This window comes from Paenibacillus sp. FSL M7-1046, assembly GCF_038007405.1.
In the GTDB taxonomy this organism is placed as follows: domain Bacteria; phylum Bacillota; class Bacilli; order Paenibacillales; family Paenibacillaceae; genus Paenibacillus_AQ.
This window is the reverse complement of sequence record NZ_JBBOXB010000001.1, coordinates 1,422,640-1,444,797: the sequence shown is the minus strand read 5'-3', so window position 1 is coordinate 1,444,797 and position 22,158 is coordinate 1,422,640. Positions and strand designations below refer to the sequence as shown.

Below are 22,158 nucleotides of genomic sequence, written 5' to 3'. Positions count from 1 at the left end.
GCTAAGAGCCGCGTGAAATTCAGGGACTCACTCCTGTTTTTCCCCGGCTTTTTCTTGTCGTATGAAAGTTATGACGAGTTGTCACTCGGCTTTATGACAATGCTTCTGTTAGGTTGGGGATGTCCCGGATCAACCCGCAATACATGAAAAGGAGTGGTGTCATTGCCGTTATTACAGCTTGGCGAGCTCACAAAAGAATAGGAAGTTAAGGCGATTAATAATATCAACGGAACTCTTGCTGCCGATGCGACACATTCATCTAGACATTCAAAAACAGGAGGCAGTCTAATGTATATTCGTACATTCGTACATCGGAAAGTTCTTTTGCCCGTATTAAGCAGTTTGCTCATAGCTTCGTTTGTCCCGCAGCTGACAGTCTCTGCATCCGCCCTAAAACAACAAGCCACCGGGGTAACGGAAGCGAAGGAAGCGGAGGTTTTTGCAGACCAATTCTTTAATCAGCCGAAAATTAAGCAGCAGCTTGCAGGGGCTGCCGTTGTTTTAGTCAAGAATGATCAGGTTTTGCTTGAAAAAGGCTATGGCTACGCCGATATCAGCAGCAAGAAGCCCATTGATCCGGAAAAGACTGTTTTCCGTGTTGCTTCCATTTCGAAATTGTTCACCGCAACAGCTGTCATGCAGTTGGCCGAACAGGGAGCCATTGATTTACAGGCTGATCTCCAAACTTATCTGGGAGACTTGGAAATTGTCAATAAAACCAATAAAACACTCACCATGGAGCATTTGTTGACTCACACCTCCGGATTTGATTATACGGATAGCGCTGGCGGCTCAGCAAAAGAGGTTCCCAATAGTCAGTTCATCAAGGAAAATGTGCCCACCATTGTTCGGGAGCCCGGTGAAGCTTACCGGTACGATAATTATGCCTTTAATTTGCAGGGGGATATCGTGGAGCGGTTGTCCGGGGTTCCGTTTACCCAATATGTTCAGGAGCATATTTTCAAGCCGCTTGGCATGGGGAACAGCAGCTTTAAGCTGACGCCTGAGCTGCGAAAGTATCTAGCTGTACCTTATACGGCCCAAAAAGACCCGATACCTGAATATCCGTCCAGGCCCGCTGAGTCACCGGATGGCGGTATGTTCTCCACCGGAAGGGACATGGCCAAATTTATGATCGCGCAGTTGAATGATGGACAGCTGGCAGGGAATCGAATTTTAAGCCGGGATTCGGTCAAGGATATGCAGCAGATTCACCATCAAATTCATCCGCAGGTTTCTGGCACAGGCTACGGCTTTGAATCCTTTTATCAAAATAGCTACAATGGCCAGCGAGTCATAGGTAAGGGCGGGGATTTGCCGGGGTATCACTCATGGATGTGGCTTATGCCGGAACAGAAAGTAGGCGGTTTCGTTATTTTTAACGGTGACGGACCGGATTTGCGAGAGGCGTTTTTCAAAGCCTTTATGGATCATTATTATCCCGGAACACCAACAACTACTTCCACTCCATGCGCATTCCAGGCGGAACTGGGCCAGCTCACAGGAATTTATCAGGATCTGCGGCTTCCCTTTTGGATTCTTCAGGTTTCCGTTACGGATGATGGCAAGCTGAAAATCAAGGACCCCTATGGCTCGCATATACTCCGGGAATTAGCTCCCTTGTTGTTTGAAGATGAGTTCGGGAATAAGGCGCCCTTTAAAATCAATTCCAACGGTACCCAATATGCCTTTTACAATAAGATGGATAGCTGGGCGAAAAAAGTTCCTGAACCCAACGTCTATACGGATGTGGGAAATGAGCATCCTTATACGTCATGGATTCATGAAGCCGATCAGCTCGGTGTATTGACTCCTAAAGGAGACAGCGCTTTTCATCCGGAGCAAGAAATGACCCGGGCAGAGTTTATTGCGGGGCTTATGCATTTGACAGGGATGGCCCCTTCAAAAGATACCTCATTAACGAGTAAACCGGAAGAGAAAGACTACCTGGGCTATGTGCAGAAAGCCATTGAGCTGGGGCTTGTGCAAGGTCGCAGCCCGGAACAGAGCTTTGCTGTCACTGCGGCCATTACGCGCCAGGAGGCTGCTGTTTTAATGTGGCGGGCGGCGATGATGGCCGGAGTAAATATGAGCAAATCCTCCAGGTTCAAGCTTGCGGGGGACACGGCGCCTTGGGCCTTGGATGCCGTGCAGTACATTGTGAATAATGGCATGTACGGGCCGGAAATTGCACGGAATTCCGCTGGAACCTTGGACTACCAGTCAAACGAACCCCTTTTAAGGCAGGAAGCTGCCGCATTGCTGAGCCTATTCTGCAATCGGCTGTCCTTGAATTGAAATTAAGGGCTATCCTTAAAAGTCTTTGATAAAGACTTGGGATAGCCCATGTTGTATTTTATAACAATTGCAACCATGTTCTTCTCACCCCCTCGTATTACATGATAAGGAGGGGGCGTCTTGCTTTAACATACGCATGGTAACGATGTCTTAAGCAGACTACAGAAGCCGGTTATAAAACTGAACTCATTAATTACATAGGGTGCGTTTTAGAAAAAAATTTACACGGAATAAATGAGGGTGAACTTTATTGAGCAAAGAAGTTGCCTTTCACTAGGCACTGGGGTATACCTTATCTGAGAAGATGTAAGTAAAAATATCCCAGTTGTACTATGCTACGTCTAGTATGTTTGAAGATTTGGAGGGGATGTATATGAGAACCGAAAAAGAAATGTTTGATTCAATACTAGAAGTTGCTCAAAAGGATGAACGAATCCGTGCGGTATACATGAACGGTTCGCGTACCAACCCTAATGCTCCCAAGGATATTTTTCAGGATTATGATATTGTTTACGTAGTAAGTGAAACTTCATCTTTTATAAAAGACGAGACATGGGTAAATGTATTTGGTGAATTGCTTATGATTCAGGAGCCTGATAAAAATAACCAGTCTATGGGTATAGATATGGATTTTACTCGGTCCTACGGATATTTAATGTTATTTACAGATGGTAATCGTATAGACCTTCACATAGAAACTAAAGAAACTATGCTTGAAGGATATGTTAGTAATAAATTGACAGTTCCTCTATTAGATAAGGATAACTGCCTGCCAAGCATTCCTGCCCCCACGGATATCGACTATCATGTTAAAGAGCCTACAGAGCAATTATATTTGGGTTGTTGTAATAATTTTTGGTGGTGCCTGCAAAATGTTGCTAAAGGAATTTGGCGTGATGAATTACCGTATGCGAAACAAATGTTTGAGCACGTTATCAGACCTCACTTGGACGAATTGATTTCATGGTGGGTGGGTACCAAAAATGATTTTCAAGTTTCTACAGGGAAAATGGAGAAGTATATAAAGAAGTATCTTCCCGAATCATATTGGGAAATGTATAAGGAAACTTATTCCGACAGTAATTATGAAAATATGTGGAACTCGATATTCGCTTCGTGTGAATTGTTTAGGGTTCTAGCCAAGGATGTCGCTGAGTATTTTCGATATTCTTACAATGCCAAAGATGATGCCAATATGACTAATTATCTTAAGCGTGTTAGGGAATTGCCTATTGATGCAAAAGGCATTTATTGAATGTCATTGAGCCCATTCAGCGGATGATCGTGAATAATGGGCTTCCGTATTTCCGACAGAGAAACAATTATTCTTTCAACAAAATTCATTGAATCGCTGGATCCACATTATTACTTTATTAATTTATCTGTGGTATAGTAAAGGCAGATAAGGCGTACAATGCAAAGAGAGCCGTGCTGGTAACACGACTCCCCATGCAACAGCCGCTTTTAAGGGCGGTAGGCCTCAACAAACAGGACACGACAAATAGACCGCAAACCTATGTTGGGAGGGCGGTCTATTTGCGTTTATTGGACAGCAGCGCTACGATAAGCGAACCAAAGGTTAGCATAACCATCATTGCTTCAAACACTGTCACAAGGCATCCCTCCCTTCTTAGAGAGGTAGCCGACCGACCCTTTAAGCCTATTCTATTGCTCACCAAGTATAGCATATTTCGATCTTGGAAATGGAAGCTTTATGCAATTGAGTTTACAAAAAGAATGGGTGAGTTAAGTATTGAACTATGGCAAACCAGTTTCTTCCTAGGTGGATAAGATTCTACTATTGGTTTGTTTATTTTTTGTTAGAATGGATGTAACTATGATAGGATTTGGCAACTATGATGGTTCTTTATGCAACGTAAGCAGTGTCGGAGGTTGAGTTTTTATCACCTTGTGCTTATTAACTCTGTTTGAACGTATGTCGAGCTCTAAGATGGATGCGCAGTAATTGCGTCCTTCTTTGAGCTTTTTTGTACGTCACAAGAGATCTGGCAGGCCGCGGAAATGGATCATCATCTTTTTACATAATTCCGTCCGCCTTTTTTTGTCTCCAGAACGGCTCTACCTGCCACTCCCACCCTCCCTCTACAGTTTGACAAATCCCAAGCCGTGCCTTACATTAATAATGAATAACTGATTCACTATTAAGGAGACTCCCTCATGCAGGCCAAAAAAGATGAAGTGAAAAAAGAAATCGAATCCGCCGCTTTAAAGGTGTTTTTCCGAAAAGGTTTTGCGGATGCCAAAATGAACGATATTGCTGATGAGATCCACATTTCCGTCGGAAATATTTATACTTATTTTAAGAATAAAAAGGATTTATTCTACTCCGTTGTTCCGCCGTCTTTAGTGGACTATTTGAAGAATGTGTTAGTGGAGAGCATTCGTATCGATAACCAGACTTTTTTTAATGATGCCAATAATGACAAGAAATCCGCTATCGTACAGGAGCAAATGAACCTCTTAACGCAATATAGCATGCAGATCGTCATTATTTTTGAAAAAAATAAAGGGACCGTCTACAGCAATGCCAAAAACGAGCTGATCGATCTGATGATCGAAACGAAGAAGCCCTACTTAAAGGATCATTATAAAAGATATGAGATCGGAACCGAAGAAAATATGATTCTGCTGAACATCATCGCGAGCAATGTCATTAATATGATTCTGGATTTATTGAAGCGCGAGATGAGCGCCGATAGCCGGAAGCGGATTTTTGAGGCGCTGAGCTTATACTGGCTGCATGGAGTAAAGGGCTTAAATGAATAACGCCGATGGGCGTAAATAAAGCTGGAGCTGGGGCGCAGAGCTGCAATCGGGGATATTTAGGTCACGAACTTCAAATTGTGGATCTACAAGGAGTCCCTATTTTTTTGATCCAATAATGAATTTATAATTCACTATTGGGCTGTGTAATCACGACAAGGGGGAAGAAACAATGAAGACAGGTTATGCATTTAAGGACTGTAATGTGATTTATGGAGACACGGGAAGAGGCGTAGCTACCCACATGACGATTCTAATCCATGAAAACGGACTGATTCAGGAGATCGGGAAGGCAAGCGATGTGGTTATCCCGAGTCATTATCAGACGATCGATTGTTCGGGGAAATATGTGATGCCAGGTCTGATCAATGCGCACGTCCATCTTTTTGCCGACGGTAAGCCGTTTACGCTGTCAGCCAGCGAAGGGCTGCTGAATTTTGTGTTTCATCATATTTTGGATACGAGACTGGGCAGAAGCGTGCTGAAGAAACGGATGAAGCGAAATGCCCTGACGGCACTGCATTCCGGTGTAACAACGATGCGCAGCGTAGGGGAATTCTTTTATACCGATGTACAGTTGAGGGATGAAATTAAGGCGAATCAGTTTGTGGGACCCAATCTGCTGGTGTCCGGTTATTTCCTGAGCGTCACGGGCGGTCATGGTGCACCTTATTTGGCTTTGGTTGGCGATTCACCCTGGGAAGCGAGAAGAAATGTAAGGATCAACGTGAAAAACGGAGTAGACCTAATCAAGATCTGCGTGACTGGCGGGGTTACCGATGCCAAAGTGGTCGGAGAAGCAGGCCGCTTGCAAATGACGGAGGAAGAGGTCGCCGCTATTTGTGAGGAAGCCCATAAAATCGGTATACGTGTGGCGGCCCATGTGGAAAGTACCGAAGGGGTGAGAATCGCGCTAAAGGGCGGGGTCGATACTATTGAACACGGCGCGGAGATGGATGAGGAGATTATCAGCCTGTACCAGAATAATCCCAGAGCATTAAAGGGCTACACTGCATTGATCCCAACTTTGCAGGCTGCGTATCCCAGTGCAAAATTGGACCTGAGCCTGACGAAGGTGAATGAAACCGTTAAGGAGAATTCCCGGCTTGTGTATGATTCCATGCTGAAGGGGGTGCGGCAGGCTGTAGAACATAATATCAAAATTGGTATTGGAACGGATGCCGCGATGTCCTATGTCACTCACTATGATCTGTGGCGGGAGCTGGACCATTACATGAGACAAACGAAGCTGGATTCGAGCCAGGTCATTGAACGGGTAACCAAAACTAATGCGGAAATTTTAGGAATCGATCACCTGACAGGGAGCATAGATATCGGCAAACAGGCGGATTTAATCGTGATCGGGCAGAACCCGCTGGACAACATAAAAGCTTTGTCGGATGTAGCTATGGTTATGGTCAAAGGAAATCTTATACAGACACCATCGGTGACCAGAATTCAGGCAGTAGACGAGCTGCTTGATTCGGTTTGGGGCGTTCGGGAGTGAGCTATAGCGGACGTGGGCTTGGCCATGAAATAGGCGGATCGGATTAAGAGGGGGCTCTCTCATTTGACAAAGCAACTGCGTAAACTGGCATTGTAATGGCGGAATGTATTGTAGTAGTACTACATTTTTGAAATCAAAGTATGGTATAATGAGTTCAGAAATAGCGTAAAATGCAAAGAGAGCCGTGCTGGTAACACGACTCTCTGCGCAATAGCCGCTTTTAAGGGCGGAGGCTTAAAGGGTTTATCCATTGAAATAGGACCGCTACCTTTGAGCAGGGCGGCCTATTTCTTTTTGTGGAATGATAGGATCAATACAACCAGAGTCGCAAATGAAATCATTAGCGTCAATGCTTGATATACCTCCACTGGCATCACCTCCCTTCCGGGAGATTAGCCGGCCGCCCATATAGCCTTCTATCGCTTCTGCTATTATACCATGTTGTTAAGTGTAAAGAACGTCTTGATTAGGCGTTCTTTTTTTTGCACAATAGATCAAATCCCGTACTCACCAAAAATACCCGCATACTTCTTTTCTAATATCGCCCAGCGCTTTTCGGCTCCGTATTTCAATTGCAGCTGCTTCAGATATTGCCCGGCGGCTTCTGTATCACCTGCTTGCAGCAAAAACCGGAAGGTCTCTTCGCTTAAATGCAGCGCTACCCTTGCCATGTAATAATCGACTATTGCTCTGGCGCTGGTCATTGAATGCATGAATGTAAGGGCCTCTTCCAAGTGCAGCATTAGCTCATCTGATAATTGGTCCGGATCGATATCAGGCGTTAACGAATAATGGTCGGGAGCGGAGGGAGAGATTTCTCTGATTCGGGCGGTGAAGTGGGACTTGTTCTCCAGAGGTGGCGCCGAGGGCGGAGTGGATTGCAATAGCGCTAACTCGGTGGAATGAATACTGCAGTTGATATAGAACAGGACGTGATTCCAGGTGTTCGCCTTCGATTTTTGAAAATTGAATTTATAGACGAGAGTATCATCCGGTTTGTAGAAATTTAGATCTTTTTTAAGATAATCATGTTTGGAGAAAAAGGGTTTGACTTCTTTCGTGATCATTTCTGTAAATAATTCTTGCAAAGGAAGCCCTCCCAAATCAAAATTAATAATGACAATCCGTCCTTACCATTTTCATTCCTTATCATTTATACTGAATAAAGTTATTACACATCTAAGGAGCCGCCGAACCCATTATGAATAAAAAAGAAGTCGCACACATACGCAAGCAGTTTAAGCTGGATCATGATTTGATGAACATCTACGATATTCTTAACGTGTATATTATGAAGGAAAGCAACGAGATCTATCATTGGGAGCGCCTGCCGTTTGGCCTCGTGGACAGAGAGAAGCAGGAACTGTATATGGGCAATTTCAAAAAACTGCTCACCGGTGAGCTGGATCATAAGCTGTTCGAGCTGAAGTTTCAGGAGGAAGCGGAAGACCCGACACGGGTAATGCTTCACCAAGGTCTGGTGACAGGTGATGCCGAAGAATGGCAGGACCTGATGATGCTGCTGGTGGACAAGATGCTGGTAGATGTCAAGTATGAGAAGGATATGGTGATCACTTTTGTTCGCGGGCAGTATTACCGGCCGACTAAGGCCAGAAATGATGAAGCCGAAGAGAGTGAGAAGGACGAGATGTTCGCACATCCTTTCATTCTGTGCAGCGTGAATTCTACGGAACAGCAGCGCAAAAACCTCATGTTCGATTATGTGGAGCGGGAATTTAAGTACAATATCATTGTCGATCCGATCATCAAGCTGAGTTCACCGGAGCAAGGGTTCTTTTATCCCAGCGTAACGGACAACTATTCAGATGTGAACCGCATTCTGTATTGTACGGGGAAATCGAATTATCCAGATCCGCAGTTCATCGAGCAAGTCTTGAATGCCGAGAGATCTGTAACAGCCTTGGAAGAGAGAAGCTTCTTCGAAGATATCGTGAAGGAATTGGCGGGCGAACAGCTCGATACGGCCACCCTCGCCCAGGTGTATGAGGAAATCCAACTAGTCATTGAAGGTGGCGAAGGGGAGGAAGAACCTCCTAAGCTGGATTACAAAGATGTGGAACGCGTCCTGGCGGTAAGCGGCGTAGAGAACGTGACGGCGGAAAAGGTGGAGCGGGCGTTCGAAACGGTCGTCGACGATAAGTATTACGAAATGAAGGCAAGCAGCGTTATACCGAAATATACTTCAAAATCGATTAAGATCGAGACGAAGGTGGCCACGATTACGGTCAGCCCGCAGGATCTAAGATATGTGAAGCAGGTGAACTATCAAGGAAAACGCTGCATCATGATCGAGGTTGACGAGGATGTCGTGATCGAAGGATTTACGCTCAGTACGGAAACGTTGTAGACTCGTTTGACAGCGCTGGTTGAAGCGTGCAGTCTTTGAGTTGGTTTGAGCACAGGGCTCACAAGTGGAGCGTTGTCCACTTTTGTGAAGTAGGGGCTATCCATAAAGTCTTAGATAAAGACTTGGGATAGCCCCTGTTGTATTTGTATTTAGTTACTTTTGGTGCTTAAAGATATAGTTGATATATTCTTTTGCACTATTATTAATTTCTTCATCGCTGGCTTGAAATGAAGCTCCGAAGACAGCAAAGTAGGGGAGGGCCACTGCACCTACATGTCCTGCACTGGCTTTGAAAGGCGCGATCACTTCATCCACGGTAAAAGAAACAGAGCCCTCCGGCAAATAATTTTCTTTTTTATCGCCGATGGACATGGCAAGCCCTAACCTCTTCCCTTTAAGCTTGTCACCTTTTGAACCATAAGCCCACCCGTAAGCAAAAACATCGTCAAACCATTTTTTTAATAGTGGAGGATAGCTGTACCAGTACAATGGAAATTGAAAGATGATATGATTATAGGCTTCTAATAAATTTTGCTCTCTAGGAACGTCTATATTCCAGTTAGGATATTCTTTGTAAATCTCATGAACTGTAATATCGCTTGGATATTGCAGCAATTCTTCTTTCCATCGCTGGTTGACCCTTGAAGCCTCAAGGTTCGGGTGTGCCAGAATCACCAGTGTTTTCATTGGGAATCTCCCTTCACAGGCCTGTATTTTTTTGAATATCATCATTATCTTGCAGGCCCCGAAAAAAGAAAATACACACAATAAAGTAAGATGGTTACTTCAAAGTACGTACTGGACTCGGAAAAAAATATATGCAACAATGAATTTTTAGACCTGTGTTATAAGATCGTCATTAACGAGGTGTTATTCAATGAAGCAATATCATCTGGGCATAGAGGCAACACTTGAAATCATCGGTGGAAAGTGGAAATCTCTGATCATCTGCTTACTGATGCCCGGTGCGAAGAGAACAAGCGAATTACAGCGCAATATTCAAGGCATTTCACAAAAGGTTCTGATCCAGCAGCTTCGGGAACTTGAGGAGGATGGACTCGTCAGAAGATATGTATACCCGCAGATGCCGCCGAAAGTCGAATACAGCCTCACGGAATATGGCGTTACAGCCAATAAGATCGTTGACGTTATGTGTACTTGGGGAAAAGAGAATATTAAAATGAGACAACGGCAAGGAGAAGATATCGTCTTGCTGGAGGATAAGTCGCCGGAGCACTTTGAAGATCGGAAAGATTACTACTAAAACCATATACGCCCAACTCACACCCACCCCGTAAACTCCAATATCGACGCCTTCGCCGACTGCGCTTCGGACTGTGCCCCTTTACGCCATTGTTTGGGCGACTCTCCCATGAGCCTGGAGAAGCAGCGGTTGAAGCTGGAAATAGAACGAAAGCCGACCTGCTCGGAGATCGAAAGAATGGAATCATCCGTGCTTTTTAGCTGCTTGCAGGCCTCTTCGATTCGGGTGCTGCTCAGGAAATCGAGAGGTGCCGTTCCCATGATTTCATGGAATTTTCTGCGGAAATGCGTTGTGCTTAAGTGGCATAAATCCGCCAGGAAATCGATGGTGATGGGGGTCATATAGTTTTTCGTGATATACTCCAGAGCTGGCGAAATGGCGAAATAGCCCTTCATACTATGCTCTGCTTCTTGTTCGGCCAGCGTTTCATTTGTGGAATGAATTCTAAGCAATTCTATATAGAGAGACAGTAACAAACCGTAAGCGCTTTCCTGGTAGTAAGGCTTCTGCTGCTTGAGCTCCTCTACGACCGACGTGGCTAGGGAATAGACCTTGGGATATTGCTCCTTGTTCAAAATACAGTTCTTTCCCAGCACCCTCCACAGGTTCGGCTCGAAGCTGCTGTAGGCACTTTTGAAGGAATGCTGAAACAGCTCCTCCGGTGAAAAAAAGAGATAGGACCACAGACTTGCAGTATCAGGCGAACTGTACGTGGTATGGGGCAGGTATCTGGGGAGGAAGGTCACATCTCCGGCTTTAAAGGGGACGGCTTCTCCTTTGATCTCCATGATGCCGCTATCTGAATAGCAAATGCCAATCTCCAAATGGTTATGGAAATGGAGATGTTCGCTTTTGATATCGGAAATCCTCCAGCGGTCCCCGCTTAACAGCAGGACAGGGAAATGGATAGGCAAGCTGTAATGGCGGTACTCGATGACAGGTTTCTTTTTTCTGGGCATATTCGCTGCTCCCATTCCCTAACGTGAATTTGTGTTGGTTGGAGGTGAATAATAGGTAACTTCAACTATATAGATTGAATTTAAGAATATAAACTTAGGGAAAAGTGGCGGAAGGGAATTTTGGAACTGTAGGAGCGATAGCGTCCGCCTTTAGGTTTGGATTTCTACCGCGAATCGCGGTTAAATTCAGGAAATCCAAACCTAACAGCGGCCGAAAGTCCAAACATTCTCTGGAGTCACTGCCAACCCCAAAGTAGAAAAACCACAAGTTCAATCTTTATAGCTCTCTTCAACAAATGGTTGAAATTGCGCAGTTTTGCTGCGAATGTGCTTAGATGTATACCATTATACTGCTTACAATAGAGTATATAAAGCGTTTACAATAAGACGAACGGCTCTAAAGGCGCCTTTGGGGGCGTGTGCGAAGGAGAGGGGAATAGAGATGCTTCAAATCAATTATGACAGGGAAGAAATATTAAGCGTTATCGACAAAGTCACCAGAAAAACACTCGCGATGGATTTAACGTGGGACTGGCCTTGCGGGGTGGCTTATTATGGGGTATCCAGAGCCTATCAGACCACAGGAAATAAAGAGTATTTGGATATGCTTGTCCAGTGGGCAGATGAATATATCGAGCTGGGCCTGCCGGACTGGACGGTAAACACCTGTGCCATGGGCCACATGCTGATCACCTTATATGAAGAGACAGGCAACCAGAAATATTGGGATATTGTGATGAGTAAGGTGGATTATATCCGCAGCAATGCGCTGAGGTTCGGGGACAATGTGCTGCAGCATACCGTATCTGTGTCGAATGATTTTCCGGAGCAGGCCTGGGCGGATACGTTGTTTATGGCGGCATTTTTTCTGCTCCGCGTAGGAAGCAAGCTAAATGACCAGGAAATGATCCAGGATGCCCTGAATCAATATTACTGGCATATCAAATACCTGCAGGACCCAAGCAGCGGTTTCTGGTACCACGGCTACAATAACATCAAGCAGGATCACATGTCCGGGTTATATTGGGGTAGAGCGAATGCTTGGGGCGCCTACACCATGTCGCAGGTCAAGCCGCTTTTGAAGGACTGGTATTTGTATCCGCAGTGTATGGATGTAGAATGTTCACTCCGGGATCAGTTGGCGGCACTCAAGCTTGTTCAGACGGAGAACGGCTTGTGGCGGACGGTGCTGGATGACGAAGAGTCCTATGAAGAAGTATCCGCATCTTGCGGGATTGCGGCGGCTATGATCAATAACGGCAATCCGCTGCATACCAAATATGTGCAAAAGGCCCTGAAAGGCATCTTGGACAATATCAGCGAAGATGGGCGGGTACTGGGTGTATCGGGCGGAACAGCGGTGATGAAGGATCGGGAAGGGTATCGGAATATCCCCAAAGACTGGATTCAGGGCTGGGGTCAAGGCTTAGCACTCGCTTTTCTGTCCGATATGCTTAAATAGGAGGGAATCAGGTTGTCTAATCTAACCAAGGGAGCCTTTACCCTGCCGGGAGAATCCGGTTATGAGGCACTGACCCTGAAACTCGCTGAACGGTGGGGTGCCGATGTCATCCGTGACAGCGACGGCACGCAATTGTCCGATGAGATTATAAATGCAGGATACGGTATCTACTCTACAATCTGTATCATTAGGGAACATAATGTGTGGGCGTCGCAAAATCCGGATAAGCTGCAGCAGTGTTTTTTAATTACGAATCCAAAGGTGGCTGTACAAGATTATGTATCCATCTATCTGATGGAGGATTTTTTTGCTGAACAATTCAGAGTGAATGATTCCAAAGAGGCATTTAAATATTGGCAGGTTGTAGACCGGACGACCGGGGAGGAAGTTCCAAGAGAACAGTGGAATTATGATCGGGAATCGGGAAATGTAGTCCTTACCGGAATTGCTCCTTGGCATAAATACACGGTCAGCTTCATGGCCTACCGGATCTGGGAAGAGATCTCCATGTACAATCATACGACGAACAACTGGGATAAAGAGCATTTGATGCAGATTGATCCCATCTATCCGGAAACGCAAAAGTATCTGCTGGACTGGATGGAAGACTGGTGTGTACAGCATAAGGAAACAACGGTTGTGCGGTTTACTTCGCTTTTTTATAATTTCGCCTGGATCTGGGGCAGCAGTGAGCGCAACCGCCATCTGTTCTCGGACTGGGGTTCATACGATTTCACGGTAAGTTCAAGAGCGCTTGATCTGTTCGCCAAGAGATATGGATATTCGCTGACTGCCGAGGATTTTGTGAATGGCGGCAAATATCGCGTCAGTCACATCCCGGCTGAGCAGCGCAAGCTCGACTGGATGGCCTTTATCAATGATTTTGTAATCGGATTTGGCAAGCAATTGATTGACATTGTGCATCGGCACGACAAACTGGCGTATGTCTTCTATGATGATAGCTGGGTTGGCGTAGAGCCTTACAATGACCGCTTTCAGGAGTTTGGCTTTGACGGGATGATTAAATGCGTGTTCTCGGGTTATGAGGCACGGTTGTGTTCAGGTGTAAAAGTGGATACGCATGAGATCCGGCTGCATCCGTATCTTTTTCCGGTCGGGTTAGGCGGGCATCCTACCTTTATGGAGGGCGGCGATCCCACGCTGGATGCCAAAAAGTACTGGATCAACATCCGGCGCGCGCTCCTAAGGGAGTCTATTGACCGGATCGGACTGGGCGGGTATTTGCATCTGGTCGAGCCTTACCCGGATTTCTGCGATTACATCGAAAAGATTGCCAATGAATTTAGAGAAATTAAAGAGCTGCATCAACAAGGCAAGCCTTATCAGATTAAGACGAAGGTAGCCATTCTCCACGCTTGGGGCAAATTAAGATCATGGACATTGTCCGGCCATTTTCATGAAACGTATATGCATGATTTGATTCATATTAATGAGGCTTTATCCGGATTGCCGGTTGACGTCCAGTTCATTGATTTTGAGGATATCCGTCAGGGCGTACTGCAGGGTTGTGATGTAGTGATCAATGCCGGCTCTGCCGGATCTGCCTGGAGCGGTGGGGACTACTGGAAGGAAAACAAGTGTGTGGATATACTGACCCAATGGGTGTATGAGGGCGGTGCTTTTATCGGGATTAACCAGCCTTCGGCGGTCGATGGCTATGACAGCTACTTCAGAATGGCACATGTTCTCGGTCTGGATGAGGATACCGGCTCCAGGGTCGCTCATGGAAAATGGACTTATGAGACTCGGGACGAGCACAGCCTGGTACCTGAATGGGCCAGCATAACACCCAAGAATAGCATTTATCTTACCGACGGGTCAGCTGCGGTAGTGGATGAAAGGGGTGGCAGGATCACACTGTCTACTCATGCCTTCGGTAAAGGCCAAGGGATCTACCTTCCTTCGTTCGAATTCAGCTTTGCGAATACAAGATTGCTGCTGAATCTGATTCGCTTTGCGGGCAATGAGTTACATGAAACGAAGTACATTACGGATAACTTATTTACAGAGTGTGCCTATTATCCGGAAAGTAAAATGCTGGTTGTGATTAACAATAGTGATCAGCTTCAAAGCACTACGATTGATACGGAGTATGGGCAACAATTGTTGGAGTTAGCTCCGTATGACACGATTATCTTAACTATTGGCGAATAAATAACATTCAAAAAGCTCAAGCCTGCGGCTATATGCCCGGTGCTTGAGCTTTTTTGCCATGATAAGGTTGTATAGAGTTATGATAAGAGAAGTATGATGGAGATAAGGGGAGCAATGTTTGTAACCTTCACATGGATCATAATATTGAATCGATATCATAATTATGATATGATGTCGCTAAGAAGGAGGGGGAGCTATGCCACAGATTAGACCTGTATCCGATTTGCGCAACAACTTTGCTGAAATATCTAAAATAGTACACGAAAGTCAGGAACCAGTTTTTCTCACGAAAAACGGATATGGTGATATGGTTGTTATGAGCATCAAGCAATATGAAAATATTCAACAGAACCAAGAGATCTTTATGAAGCTTAAAGAATCTGAGCATGAAGCTGATACCTCTAATGAACGTTATAGTCACTCTGAGGTGTTCAATAATTTGAGGATGCAGATTCGGAATAGACCCAATAAGTAACATTATTTACATCCATTTTTAACCATGAGAAGATTTTCCCACGTCTTACTAAGACGTGTTTTTTTAGAAAGTGATAAATAGGTATGGCCATACATATTTGGAGGTACGCTAATGAATAAAAGAGAGAACGAGCTTAAATACATACTTGAGTCCATAACGGAAGATCTAGAGGGCCTCTATCCTAACGAACAGATAGCTCGAATGATCTTGGTTATTGTGACTATATTTTATTTAAGAGAGTTAGAACATAGTGAAAAGGACCAAGTTTCTCGAGCTGTACTCTCAGAATCACGATCAATTGCCCATATGCTGGACCAAACCGTGATTGAACTTGAGCATCTACACAAAGAGTTTAAAGGAGTTTTTACAGGATTGGTTCCCTCATTCCTTCAATATAACTACTCTGACACAGTCTTTAAAACAATGATTGAGAAGATTATCAATATTCAATTCATCGATCAAGAAGAGATTGTTCAATTTATTAATTTCATTGCGTTGAAATATAGTAGTAATAATGGAGGGAATCAGACGCCGGAAACAATCATTAAGCTAGTTTTGGGTTTGATTGATTTCAAGAATATTTCTTCAGTTGCTGATTATTGTTCTGGAATATCTAGTTTTGCAATTGAATTGTTTAGACATTTCAGAGTTGAGGGATCTAATAAGCCTGTCTCTTATTATGGTGAAGAGAAAAATGCATCAGATTATTTGATTTCGAAGTTATTGTTGAACATCAATAATGTCCCCTTTTTTCATATTACGAATAAAGATGTGTTAGATAGGATTTATCGAGAGCCTGAACGGTTAACGGTTGACTTTATCTGGTCAGATGCTCCTTTCGGAATGGTATGGAACCAATCGGAAGGTCAGAATGATCCAAGATACAAGTATGGCATTCCTCCCAAGTCCTCTGCAGATTGGGCATTTTATCAGAATGCCTTATATCATTTAAATAACCATGGACAAGCAGTCGTAGTCGGCACAAAGGGCACGTTGGTAAGGAGTACTGAAGTGCATATTCGCAAAGCGATTACGGAAGAAGACTTAATTGAAGCAGTAATTACGTTGCCGGAGAATCTTTACCTTAAAACGAGAGTGGGTACAGAACTCATTATATTTAATAAGGCTAAGTCAAAAAGTAGGCGTGGACTGATATTGTTTATTGACGCCAGCAAGTATACACAGAGATTAAATAGGAACCAATGCTCGATTCAGGAAGAGGGGATTTCGAAAATTGTCTATGCATATAGAAATGGAATTGAAGAGGAGAACTTCAGCAGATTTGTTGATCTGGCGAAGATAAGAGAGTACGATTATAGTCTTAACCCCAAGGAATATTTAGACTTTGATGTGTTGAAACATTCTTTTCATCAAACAGTCAAGCTTGGTGAGGTTGCCGCAATTAGACGTGGCGTTCAACTAACGAAAGAAGAGCTTGAGGAGCTATCAAGTACAGCCACTCACTATTTATTGAATATTAAAGATATCGAGAATGGAAGAATTGCCTATGATGAGGAGTCAAGGATAACGTATAAGAAGCAGGACTGGCTGGAGAAATTTGCGATCCGCCCTATGGATATCATCATGACTTCCAAAGGGTCTGTGGTCAAATTCGCAATTGTAGAAGAGAAGTGTGAGGAAGCTTTTGTGAGCGGTAACCTGTCCATCATCAGAGTGGATCATGCTCTATATAATGTCTATGTTTTGTATGAGTTCTTACAAAGTGAAGTGGGACGTAGAATGCTTGATGGTCTGCAGACAGGGACTACAATTAAATTGATTAATCCGTCCAAATTAGAAAAATTTGAAATCCCCTTACTCTCTATAGATTTGATGAATCGAGTAGGAGCTGAGCTTAGAGAGAATAAGCGGAAATATGAAGAGCAGATTCAAGAAGCCGAACAGAGATTTTCTCTGGAAAGAGGCTGGTTGTTGGAACAGATAGGTATGAGTAATTCACCTGGAGGAGGCGCTTATGGACGGGAAATATAAACTGCGTTATCTAACTTTGGCTTATTTAGATTTGCAGGACATTGTTGATTATGTGTGTAATGAGCTTTCTGCGCCGGATGCAGCGAATGATCTCGTGGATAAGTTTGATGAGGCCATATCCAGGTTAGAGATGTTCCCTTTTTCAGGGCCGATCTGTTACAACATTAATGGTCTAAAAGATGAATATCGTTTTCTAGTTGTAGAGAATTATATATTTTCCCCACGGGGCAAGAAAAGGGAGCAACATGAGAATTATTATTTCGCCTGCCAAAAAGATGAAGCCGGACACGGATGTCTTTACTAGCCGCCAGATGCCGCAATTTATAAACGAGTCGGAAATTCTGCTGGCCACATTAAAAAAGCTGAACTATGAAGAAGCAAAATCCCTATGGAAATGCAATGATGCTATCACCACGCTGAATGCCCAGCGGATTGAGAATATGGATTTAACCCGCAATTTGGTACCTGCTCTCTTCGCCTACGAAGGGATTCAGTATCAATACATGGCACCGGGGGTGCTACAAACGGAGGAGCTGGAGTATCTCCAGCAGCATTTACGGATCTTGTCGGGGTTCTACGGGATACTCCGGCCGTTTGATGGGGTTGTTCCATACAGACTGGAAATGCAGGCCAAGCTGGCCGGACCGGGCTTCAGTTCGATTTATGGATTTTGGGGCAGAAAACTGGCCGATCAGCTTTTTGCGGAGAGCGGCTGCATTCTGAATTTAGCCTCTAAGGAATACAGCAAATGCATTGCCCCTTATCTGGGCAGAGAAGTTCGAATGGTTACTTGTGTATTCGGGCAGTACATCGGTGGTAAGGTGATTGAAAAAGCAACCCTGGTCAAGATGGCCCGAGGTGAAATGGTACGCTTCATGGCTGAGCGGCAAATCAGGTGCGTGGAGGATATCAAAGGGTTTACCGGGTTTGATTTCGAATTTGTGGATGAGTTGTCAAATGAGAGCACCTATGTGTTTATACAAAAAGTTACGAAAACTGGTGGTAATAAAGTCTGTATAGGAACAGGAAATTGATTGAAGGAATTAAAACAGTTAAAAAGCTCAAGCCTGCGGCTATATGCCCGGTGCTTGAGCTTTTTGCTGCAATAGACCCGTTCACCCTTACTTATTTATAAGCGCTTATAATGGATGCGAATAATGTATAATTTTAGTAATCAATAAATACATAGATATTGGGGGATTGATAGATGAATAATGACTATATTAATAGGATTGATAACGTAATTAAATACATTAAGGAAAATAGCAATCAAAAACTCACTCTCGATATATTGGCTGGCGTTTCAAATTTTTCGAAATATCATTTTACAAGAATATTTACCTCTATAGTCGGTGTGACTCCAGTTGCGTTTGTAAATCAAGAGCGTTTACAAAAGGCTGTTTATCTTTTGGCTGAAACTAATAAATCTCGTAGAAGAATTTGCTTGCCGATACGATGCTTGTGTCACATTGCCAAATGGATTCGAACGATCCGGACATACAAAACATGTGGAATTCAAAACACTACCCGGTGGAATGTATGCTGTATATCCATTCTACGACACAATTGATAAATTTGTTCTCGCCTATCAAAATGTATTCAGTCTATGGTTGCCGAACAGTGAGTATGATGCTGACGATAGGCCATGCCTCGAATTCTGTATGAATGATCCTGCTAAGGATAAGGAAGGGAAATGTAAAGTCGATTTATACATACCGGTCAAGAAAACACGATGACTTAAATATAGAAAATATGGAGCGTGACGGAATGAACATTGAAGCGGTTTTTGAGCAGTTTCCTAACCTGAAATCAAATGGTTTCGTATTGAAGAAGATTGAAGATTATCATCTTGAGGAAGTTTTTGAAATCTATAACAATGACAAAGTATTTGAATACTGTGGCATAATACCCAAACACAATAAAGATACTGTGAAAAATATGATTGGCCATTTCGAGAGAGATTTTAATAAAAGGTCAAGAGTTAAGTGGGGGATATTCGCCAGTCCTGAACCTGATTGGTTGCTTGGAATTATTGAAGCTGCCGACTTTAATCAAAAGGTAAATGCTGTGACGATTGGCTACTTTTTATCGGAAGCACATTGGGGCAAAGGTATTGCTAGCGAAGCGGTGAAAATATTAATCAATTTTTTGTTTGTGGATGTCAACGTCAACAGAATTCAAGCTGAAGTGATGCCTCTAAATGAGACTTCAAAGAAGGTATTATTGAAGAATGGCTTCATCAAAGAAGGAACATTAAGACAAGCGACACTATGGGCAGGTAAAGGAATCATCGATTTAGAGATATACAGTATTTTAAAAGAAGACTATGTAAAATGATAAAAAACTTCTCCATTCGGGTTCCATGCCAGTGGAGACAACCGGAAGCACCGGCCCTTCAGGCCGGTGCTTCACACTGTTAATTTTGTTCTTTCTCCTCGCTTAACAGCTTGTCTATCACAAGAACCGCCTTAACATAAATCAGGAAGGCATCCCATATGGCCTCTAAATACATGGCCTCGTCCGGCTGGTGCCCTCCTCCTCTTCCGGCAGGAAAGGGGGAGGGCTTGTCCCGGCGCAGAGGGCCGAAGGCTGCTGCCCGTGGCAGCCATCTGGCGTGGGTAATGCCGCCCATGGCATAAGGGGGCTGGTTGGTGCCCAGCTCCCGGTTGGCCAGATCACATAGGGCCGCCGCAATGGGGTCATCCGGGGCGATATAATGCGGCGGACTATCCTCCGTGCGGGTCAGCCGCATACCGTAACGGGCGGCCGCCTCTTCCAGCAACTGCTGTATACCGCTTTTCTCCTGGGTAACCCCGTAGCGGATGTCGCATAACAGGCGAAGCCTGCCGTTTTCCATGCGGACGGCTGCATTGACTGTGGCTTCTCCCGACATGTCACAGAAGGCGATGCCCAAGCCATGCCCGTAAGGACTGGCGAAGCATTCCTGCACGAAAGCCAGCGCCCGCTGCGTCCGGCTGCCCCGAACCAGCCCATGGGCGGCAAGAGCGGCTGCCAGCTTCACGGCAGCATTGTCCGTGCCCTCGGGAAAGGCGGCATGTCCCGCTTTTCCAGATGCCGTAACGCGGACGCCCTCCGACAGAGCCTCAACCGTGAAGGAACCGGGCAGCACCTGTCTTGCATGATCCGGGTCCACGTCCCGCAAGATTGCCGAGGCGGCTGCGGGAACCACGTTATATTCGGTCCCGCCGCTAAAGGCCAGCAGGTTGCCGTCTGCCACTTCACCTTCGAAGTCCGCACGCAGCATTCCCTTTTCGGCAAAGCACAGGGGGAAATAGGCGTCAGGCACAATCCCGAACTGAGGAGGCTCATGCCGGGACAGGAAGTGGCGGATATCGCGCATGCCGTTTTCCTCATTGCAGCCGAGAAACAGATACAGCCCATGCCGGAGGGGCAGCTTGCTGTCAGCAAAAAATTTCAGCACATAAAGCGCCGCCACAGCCGCCGCTTTATTATCCATGGCCCCACGCCCAAATAGGTAGCCATCCCGTACAAAGGGCTCGTAAGGCGGGAAGCTCCAGTCCCCGCCCTCCGGCACCACGTCCAGATGGGCGAAAAATCCGATGCTTCTCCGCTCCGAAGCTGCCAATTCCCCTTTGACACCGTAGCCGTCAAAGTCCGTCACTTCCAGCTTCTCCCGCTGCATGAGCCGGATGGCTTCGTCCAGGACCGATCTGCAGCCTTCGCCGAAGGGCTGGGAGCTTCCGGGGTTGTAAGCCAGGCCTACGCTGTTGATGCGGATGAGCCCTTTGGCATCCTCGATCATGGCTTCCTGGTTCGCTTCAAGAAACTGAGAAATGTGCCAGTCCAGGTCCTGACTGCTCTTCATCTCCATAGAGCTTGGTTTCATCGGCCCTGCCCGGCAGCCGAAAGATGCAGCCGGTTAAGCCGGCGGTCGATTTCCTCTATAGCACCGACCGGGAAGCGGAAGTCTGCTCCGGCCAGATTTTCATGCAGGTGGCGTTCCTTGCGGATGCCCAGAATTACATTCACATGCTCATGCTTGGCCCGCAAATATGCCACTGCCAGAGAACTGGTGGAGATGCCGAATTCCAGCGCAAATGCCTCGAGCTCCCGGGCGAAATCAACAGCCAGCAGGAAAGCCTCTCCTTGCCACCAGCGGTCATTGTGCCGGGGATCGTCCTGAGGCAGTTGGTAATCCTTGCCGATGTGCCCGCTAAGAAGACCCTGGGCCAACGGGGAATAGGCATGGAAGCTGATGCCATTGTCCTTGCACAGAGGCAGCACATCCGCCTCCGCCTCTCTGGACAACATGTTGTATTTCTTCTGCACAATGGAAATTTCCCCGTGCCCGATATAGCTTTGGATATGATGGGGCTCGCAGTTTGATGCACCAATGGCCCGTATTTTCCCTTCCTTCTTCAGCTCCATCAAGGTACTGATGGTTTCCTCAATAGGGGTCAGGAACGGCTCCATGGCCGGGTTATGAGTATAGTAAATATCGATGTAATCTGTACCCAGCCGCTTCAGGCTCTCCTCTACTTCAATGCGGATGACACGGGGGCTAAGGTTGCGCTTGACCCGGCGCCCCTCCCAGGTGAAGCGGTAGCTGCCTTCCTCATCACCCCACCACAGCCCGCATTTGGTAGACAGGATCACCTTGTCGCGTCTTCCCTTGATAGCTTGTCCCACGATTTCCTCACTGTGGCCGAAGCCGTACACGGGCGCCGTATCGATGCAGTTGATGCCTGCATCAAGGGCGGCATGGATGGCCCGGATGGATTCCCCATCGTCCGTGTCCGGGAACTGGAAGCCCCCGCCCATGCCGAAAGCGCCCAGCGTCAGGACCGAAGCCTCGATTCCACTACTGCCGATTTGCATTGTTTTCATAGCGC

Annotated in this window: 22 protein-coding genes; 15 read left to right on the top strand and 7 right to left on the bottom strand. The window is 45.6% G+C overall.

Annotation, left to right across the window (positions count from 1 at the left end; all coding sequences use genetic code 11):
- Positions 1 to 288: 288 nt before the first annotated feature.
- Together NYE29_RS06145 and NYE29_RS06140 are read left to right on the top strand one after the other, a co-directional pair.
- Positions 289 to 2,298: a serine hydrolase gene (locus NYE29_RS06145; RefSeq protein WP_340894877.1), complete on the top strand. Its 2,010-nt coding sequence runs from the start codon at positions 289 to 291 to the stop codon at positions 2,296 to 2,298.
- A gap of 373 nt (positions 2,299 to 2,671) precedes the next feature.
- Positions 2,672 to 3,553, top strand: coding sequence for an aminoglycoside 6-adenylyltransferase (locus NYE29_RS06140; RefSeq protein ID WP_340894876.1), 882 nt, complete (start codon positions 2,672 to 2,674; stop codon positions 3,551 to 3,553).
- A gap of 277 nt (positions 3,554 to 3,830) precedes the next feature.
- Here NYE29_RS06140 and NYE29_RS34530 read toward each other — a convergent pair whose 3' ends face one another.
- Positions 3,831 to 3,986 (bottom strand): putative holin-like toxin, encoded by a 156-nt coding sequence (locus NYE29_RS34530; protein WP_445322155.1) that lies wholly within the window; start codon positions 3,984 to 3,986, stop codon positions 3,831 to 3,833.
- A 490-nt stretch (positions 3,987 to 4,476) separates the two neighbouring features.
- Here NYE29_RS34530 and NYE29_RS06135 point away from each other — a divergent pair, with 490 nt between their 5' ends.
- On the top strand, positions 4,477 to 5,085 hold the full coding sequence (locus NYE29_RS06135) for a TetR/AcrR family transcriptional regulator (RefSeq protein ID WP_340894875.1): 609 nt from the start codon (positions 4,477 to 4,479) through the stop codon (positions 5,083 to 5,085).
- A 169-nt stretch (positions 5,086 to 5,254) separates the two neighbouring features.
- The gene (locus tag NYE29_RS06130; protein WP_340894874.1) at positions 5,255 to 6,589 is read left to right on the top strand and encodes a metal-dependent hydrolase family protein; all 1,335 of its coding nucleotides are present in this window, start codon (positions 5,255 to 5,257) and stop codon (positions 6,587 to 6,589) included.
- A 284-nt stretch (positions 6,590 to 6,873) separates the two neighbouring features.
- Here the strand turns inward: NYE29_RS06130 and NYE29_RS34525 are convergent, their stop codons facing one another.
- Complete coding sequence (locus NYE29_RS34525; protein WP_222850467.1) at positions 6,874 to 6,963, bottom strand: putative holin-like toxin; 90 nt, start codon at positions 6,961 to 6,963, stop codon at positions 6,874 to 6,876.
- Between the two features lie 120 nt (positions 6,964 to 7,083).
- Positions 7,084 to 7,677 (bottom strand): DUF4304 domain-containing protein, encoded by a 594-nt coding sequence (locus tag NYE29_RS06125; protein WP_340894873.1) that lies wholly within the window; start codon positions 7,675 to 7,677, stop codon positions 7,084 to 7,086.
- A gap of 113 nt (positions 7,678 to 7,790) precedes the next feature.
- Here NYE29_RS06125 and NYE29_RS06120 point away from each other — a divergent pair, with 113 nt between their 5' ends.
- Entirely contained in the window at positions 7,791 to 8,957 is a 1,167-nt protein-coding gene (locus tag NYE29_RS06120) for a DUF4317 domain-containing protein (RefSeq protein WP_340894872.1), read from the top strand.
- A gap of 153 nt (positions 8,958 to 9,110) precedes the next feature.
- Here NYE29_RS06120 and NYE29_RS06115 read toward each other — a convergent pair whose 3' ends face one another.
- Positions 9,111 to 9,644, bottom strand: a complete 534-nt coding sequence (locus tag NYE29_RS06115) for an NAD(P)H-dependent oxidoreductase (RefSeq protein WP_340894871.1) — start codon at positions 9,642 to 9,644, stop codon at positions 9,111 to 9,113.
- A 190-nt stretch (positions 9,645 to 9,834) separates the two neighbouring features.
- Here NYE29_RS06115 and NYE29_RS06110 point away from each other — a divergent pair, with 190 nt between their 5' ends.
- The gene (locus NYE29_RS06110; protein WP_340894870.1) at positions 9,835 to 10,221 is read left to right on the top strand and encodes a winged helix-turn-helix transcriptional regulator; all 387 of its coding nucleotides are present in this window, start codon (positions 9,835 to 9,837) and stop codon (positions 10,219 to 10,221) included.
- A gap of 17 nt (positions 10,222 to 10,238) precedes the next feature.
- On the opposite strand, the gene NYE29_RS06105 is transcribed toward NYE29_RS06110, so the two are convergent.
- Positions 10,239 to 11,180: an AraC family transcriptional regulator gene (locus tag NYE29_RS06105; protein ID WP_340894868.1), complete on the bottom strand. Its 942-nt coding sequence runs from the start codon at positions 11,178 to 11,180 to the stop codon at positions 10,239 to 10,241.
- A 442-nt stretch (positions 11,181 to 11,622) separates the two neighbouring features.
- Between NYE29_RS06105 and NYE29_RS06100 the strand changes: the two genes are divergently transcribed.
- From NYE29_RS06100 to NYE29_RS06065, 9 genes are all read left to right on the top strand, one after another.
- A complete protein-coding gene (locus tag NYE29_RS06100; protein WP_340894866.1) occupies positions 11,623 to 12,642 on the top strand; it encodes a glycoside hydrolase family 88/105 protein in 1,020 nt (339 codons plus the stop codon).
- Positions 12,643 to 12,654: 12 nt separating this feature from the next.
- Positions 12,655 to 14,817 (top strand): 1,3-beta-galactosyl-N-acetylhexosamine phosphorylase, encoded by a 2,163-nt coding sequence (gene gnpA / locus NYE29_RS06095; RefSeq protein ID WP_340894865.1) that lies wholly within the window; start codon positions 12,655 to 12,657, stop codon positions 14,815 to 14,817.
- Positions 14,818 to 15,013: 196 nt separating this feature from the next.
- The gene (locus tag NYE29_RS06090) at positions 15,014 to 15,292 is read left to right on the top strand and encodes a type II toxin-antitoxin system Phd/YefM family antitoxin (protein ID WP_076110240.1); all 279 of its coding nucleotides are present in this window, start codon (positions 15,014 to 15,016) and stop codon (positions 15,290 to 15,292) included.
- Between the two features lie 111 nt (positions 15,293 to 15,403).
- A complete protein-coding gene (locus NYE29_RS06085) occupies positions 15,404 to 17,284 on the top strand; it encodes an N-6 DNA methylase (protein WP_340894863.1) in 1,881 nt (626 codons plus the stop codon).
- Complete coding sequence (locus tag NYE29_RS06080; RefSeq protein ID WP_340894862.1) at positions 17,268 to 17,588, top strand: type II toxin-antitoxin system RelE/ParE family toxin; 321 nt, start codon at positions 17,268 to 17,270, stop codon at positions 17,586 to 17,588. The genes NYE29_RS06085 and NYE29_RS06080 overlap by 17 nt, the downstream gene beginning before the upstream one ends.
- Complete coding sequence (gene yaaA, locus NYE29_RS06075; protein WP_340894861.1) at positions 17,530 to 18,318, top strand: peroxide stress protein YaaA; 789 nt, start codon at positions 17,530 to 17,532, stop codon at positions 18,316 to 18,318. Before NYE29_RS06080 ends, yaaA begins: the two co-directional genes overlap by 59 nt.
- A gap of 173 nt (positions 18,319 to 18,491) precedes the next feature.
- Entirely contained in the window at positions 18,492 to 18,854 is a 363-nt protein-coding gene (locus NYE29_RS34520) for a helix-turn-helix domain-containing protein (RefSeq protein ID WP_445322154.1), read from the top strand.
- A complete protein-coding gene (locus tag NYE29_RS06070; RefSeq protein ID WP_445322153.1) occupies positions 18,754 to 19,020 on the top strand; it encodes an AraC family transcriptional regulator in 267 nt (88 codons plus the stop codon). Before NYE29_RS34520 ends, NYE29_RS06070 begins: the two co-directional genes overlap by 101 nt.
- A 31-nt stretch (positions 19,021 to 19,051) precedes the next feature.
- A complete protein-coding gene (locus tag NYE29_RS06065) occupies positions 19,052 to 19,621 on the top strand; it encodes a GNAT family N-acetyltransferase (protein ID WP_340894860.1) in 570 nt (189 codons plus the stop codon).
- Between the two features lie 79 nt (positions 19,622 to 19,700).
- On the opposite strand, the gene NYE29_RS06060 is transcribed toward NYE29_RS06065, so the two are convergent.
- Both NYE29_RS06060 and NYE29_RS06055 read right to left on the bottom strand, forming a co-directional pair.
- Positions 19,701 to 21,131 carry a Sapep family Mn(2+)-dependent dipeptidase gene (locus NYE29_RS06060; RefSeq protein ID WP_340894858.1) on the bottom strand — a complete coding sequence of 477 codons (1,431 nt, stop codon included), beginning with the start codon at positions 21,129 to 21,131 and terminating at the stop codon, positions 19,701 to 19,703.
- A 17-nt stretch (positions 21,132 to 21,148) separates the two neighbouring features.
- Positions 21,149 to 22,153, bottom strand: coding sequence for an aldo/keto reductase (locus NYE29_RS06055; RefSeq protein ID WP_340894856.1), 1,005 nt, complete (start codon positions 22,151 to 22,153; stop codon positions 21,149 to 21,151).
- Between the last annotated feature and the right edge of the window lie 5 nt (positions 22,154 to 22,158).

What these genes read in the sequence shown, in the direction of transcription:
- NYE29_RS06145 (WP_340894877.1), top strand. Translation starts at nt 289, where the DNA reads ATGTATATTCGTACATTCGTACATCGGAAAGTTCTTTTGCCCGTATTA.
- NYE29_RS06140 (WP_340894876.1), top strand. Translation starts at nt 2,672, where the DNA reads ATGAGAACCGAAAAAGAAATGTTTGATTCAATACTAGAAGTTGCTCAA.
- NYE29_RS34530 (WP_445322155.1), bottom strand. Translation starts at nt 3,986, where the DNA reads ATGCTATACTTGGTGAGCAATAGAATAGGCTTAAAGGGTCGGTCGGCT.
- NYE29_RS06135 (WP_340894875.1), top strand. Translation starts at nt 4,477, where the DNA reads ATGCAGGCCAAAAAAGATGAAGTGAAAAAAGAAATCGAATCCGCCGCT.
- NYE29_RS06130 (WP_340894874.1), top strand. Translation starts at nt 5,255, where the DNA reads ATGAAGACAGGTTATGCATTTAAGGACTGTAATGTGATTTATGGAGAC.
- NYE29_RS34525 (WP_222850467.1), bottom strand. Translation starts at nt 6,963, where the DNA reads ATGCCAGTGGAGGTATATCAAGCATTGACGCTAATGATTTCATTTGCG.
- NYE29_RS06120 (WP_340894872.1), top strand. Translation starts at nt 7,791, where the DNA reads ATGAATAAAAAAGAAGTCGCACACATACGCAAGCAGTTTAAGCTGGAT.
- NYE29_RS06115 (WP_340894871.1), bottom strand. Translation starts at nt 9,644, where the DNA reads ATGAAAACACTGGTGATTCTGGCACACCCGAACCTTGAGGCTTCAAGG.
- NYE29_RS06110 (WP_340894870.1), top strand. Translation starts at nt 9,835, where the DNA reads ATGAAGCAATATCATCTGGGCATAGAGGCAACACTTGAAATCATCGGT.
- NYE29_RS06105 (WP_340894868.1), bottom strand. Translation starts at nt 11,180, where the DNA reads ATGCCCAGAAAAAAGAAACCTGTCATCGAGTACCGCCATTACAGCTTG.
- NYE29_RS06100 (WP_340894866.1), top strand. Translation starts at nt 11,623, where the DNA reads ATGCTTCAAATCAATTATGACAGGGAAGAAATATTAAGCGTTATCGAC.
- NYE29_RS06090 (WP_076110240.1), top strand. Translation starts at nt 15,014, where the DNA reads ATGCCACAGATTAGACCTGTATCCGATTTGCGCAACAACTTTGCTGAA.
- NYE29_RS06085 (WP_340894863.1), top strand. Translation starts at nt 15,404, where the DNA reads ATGAATAAAAGAGAGAACGAGCTTAAATACATACTTGAGTCCATAACG.
- NYE29_RS06080 (WP_340894862.1), top strand. Translation starts at nt 17,268, where the DNA reads ATGGACGGGAAATATAAACTGCGTTATCTAACTTTGGCTTATTTAGAT.
- yaaA (WP_340894861.1), top strand. Translation starts at nt 17,530, where the DNA reads ATGAGAATTATTATTTCGCCTGCCAAAAAGATGAAGCCGGACACGGAT.
- NYE29_RS34520 (WP_445322154.1), top strand. Translation starts at nt 18,492, where the DNA reads ATGAATAATGACTATATTAATAGGATTGATAACGTAATTAAATACATT.
- NYE29_RS06065 (WP_340894860.1), top strand. Translation starts at nt 19,052, where the DNA reads ATGAACATTGAAGCGGTTTTTGAGCAGTTTCCTAACCTGAAATCAAAT.
- NYE29_RS06060 (WP_340894858.1), bottom strand. Translation starts at nt 21,131, where the DNA reads ATGAAGAGCAGTCAGGACCTGGACTGGCACATTTCTCAGTTTCTTGAA.
- NYE29_RS06055 (WP_340894856.1), bottom strand. Translation starts at nt 22,153, where the DNA reads ATGAAAACAATGCAAATCGGCAGTAGTGGAATCGAGGCTTCGGTCCTG.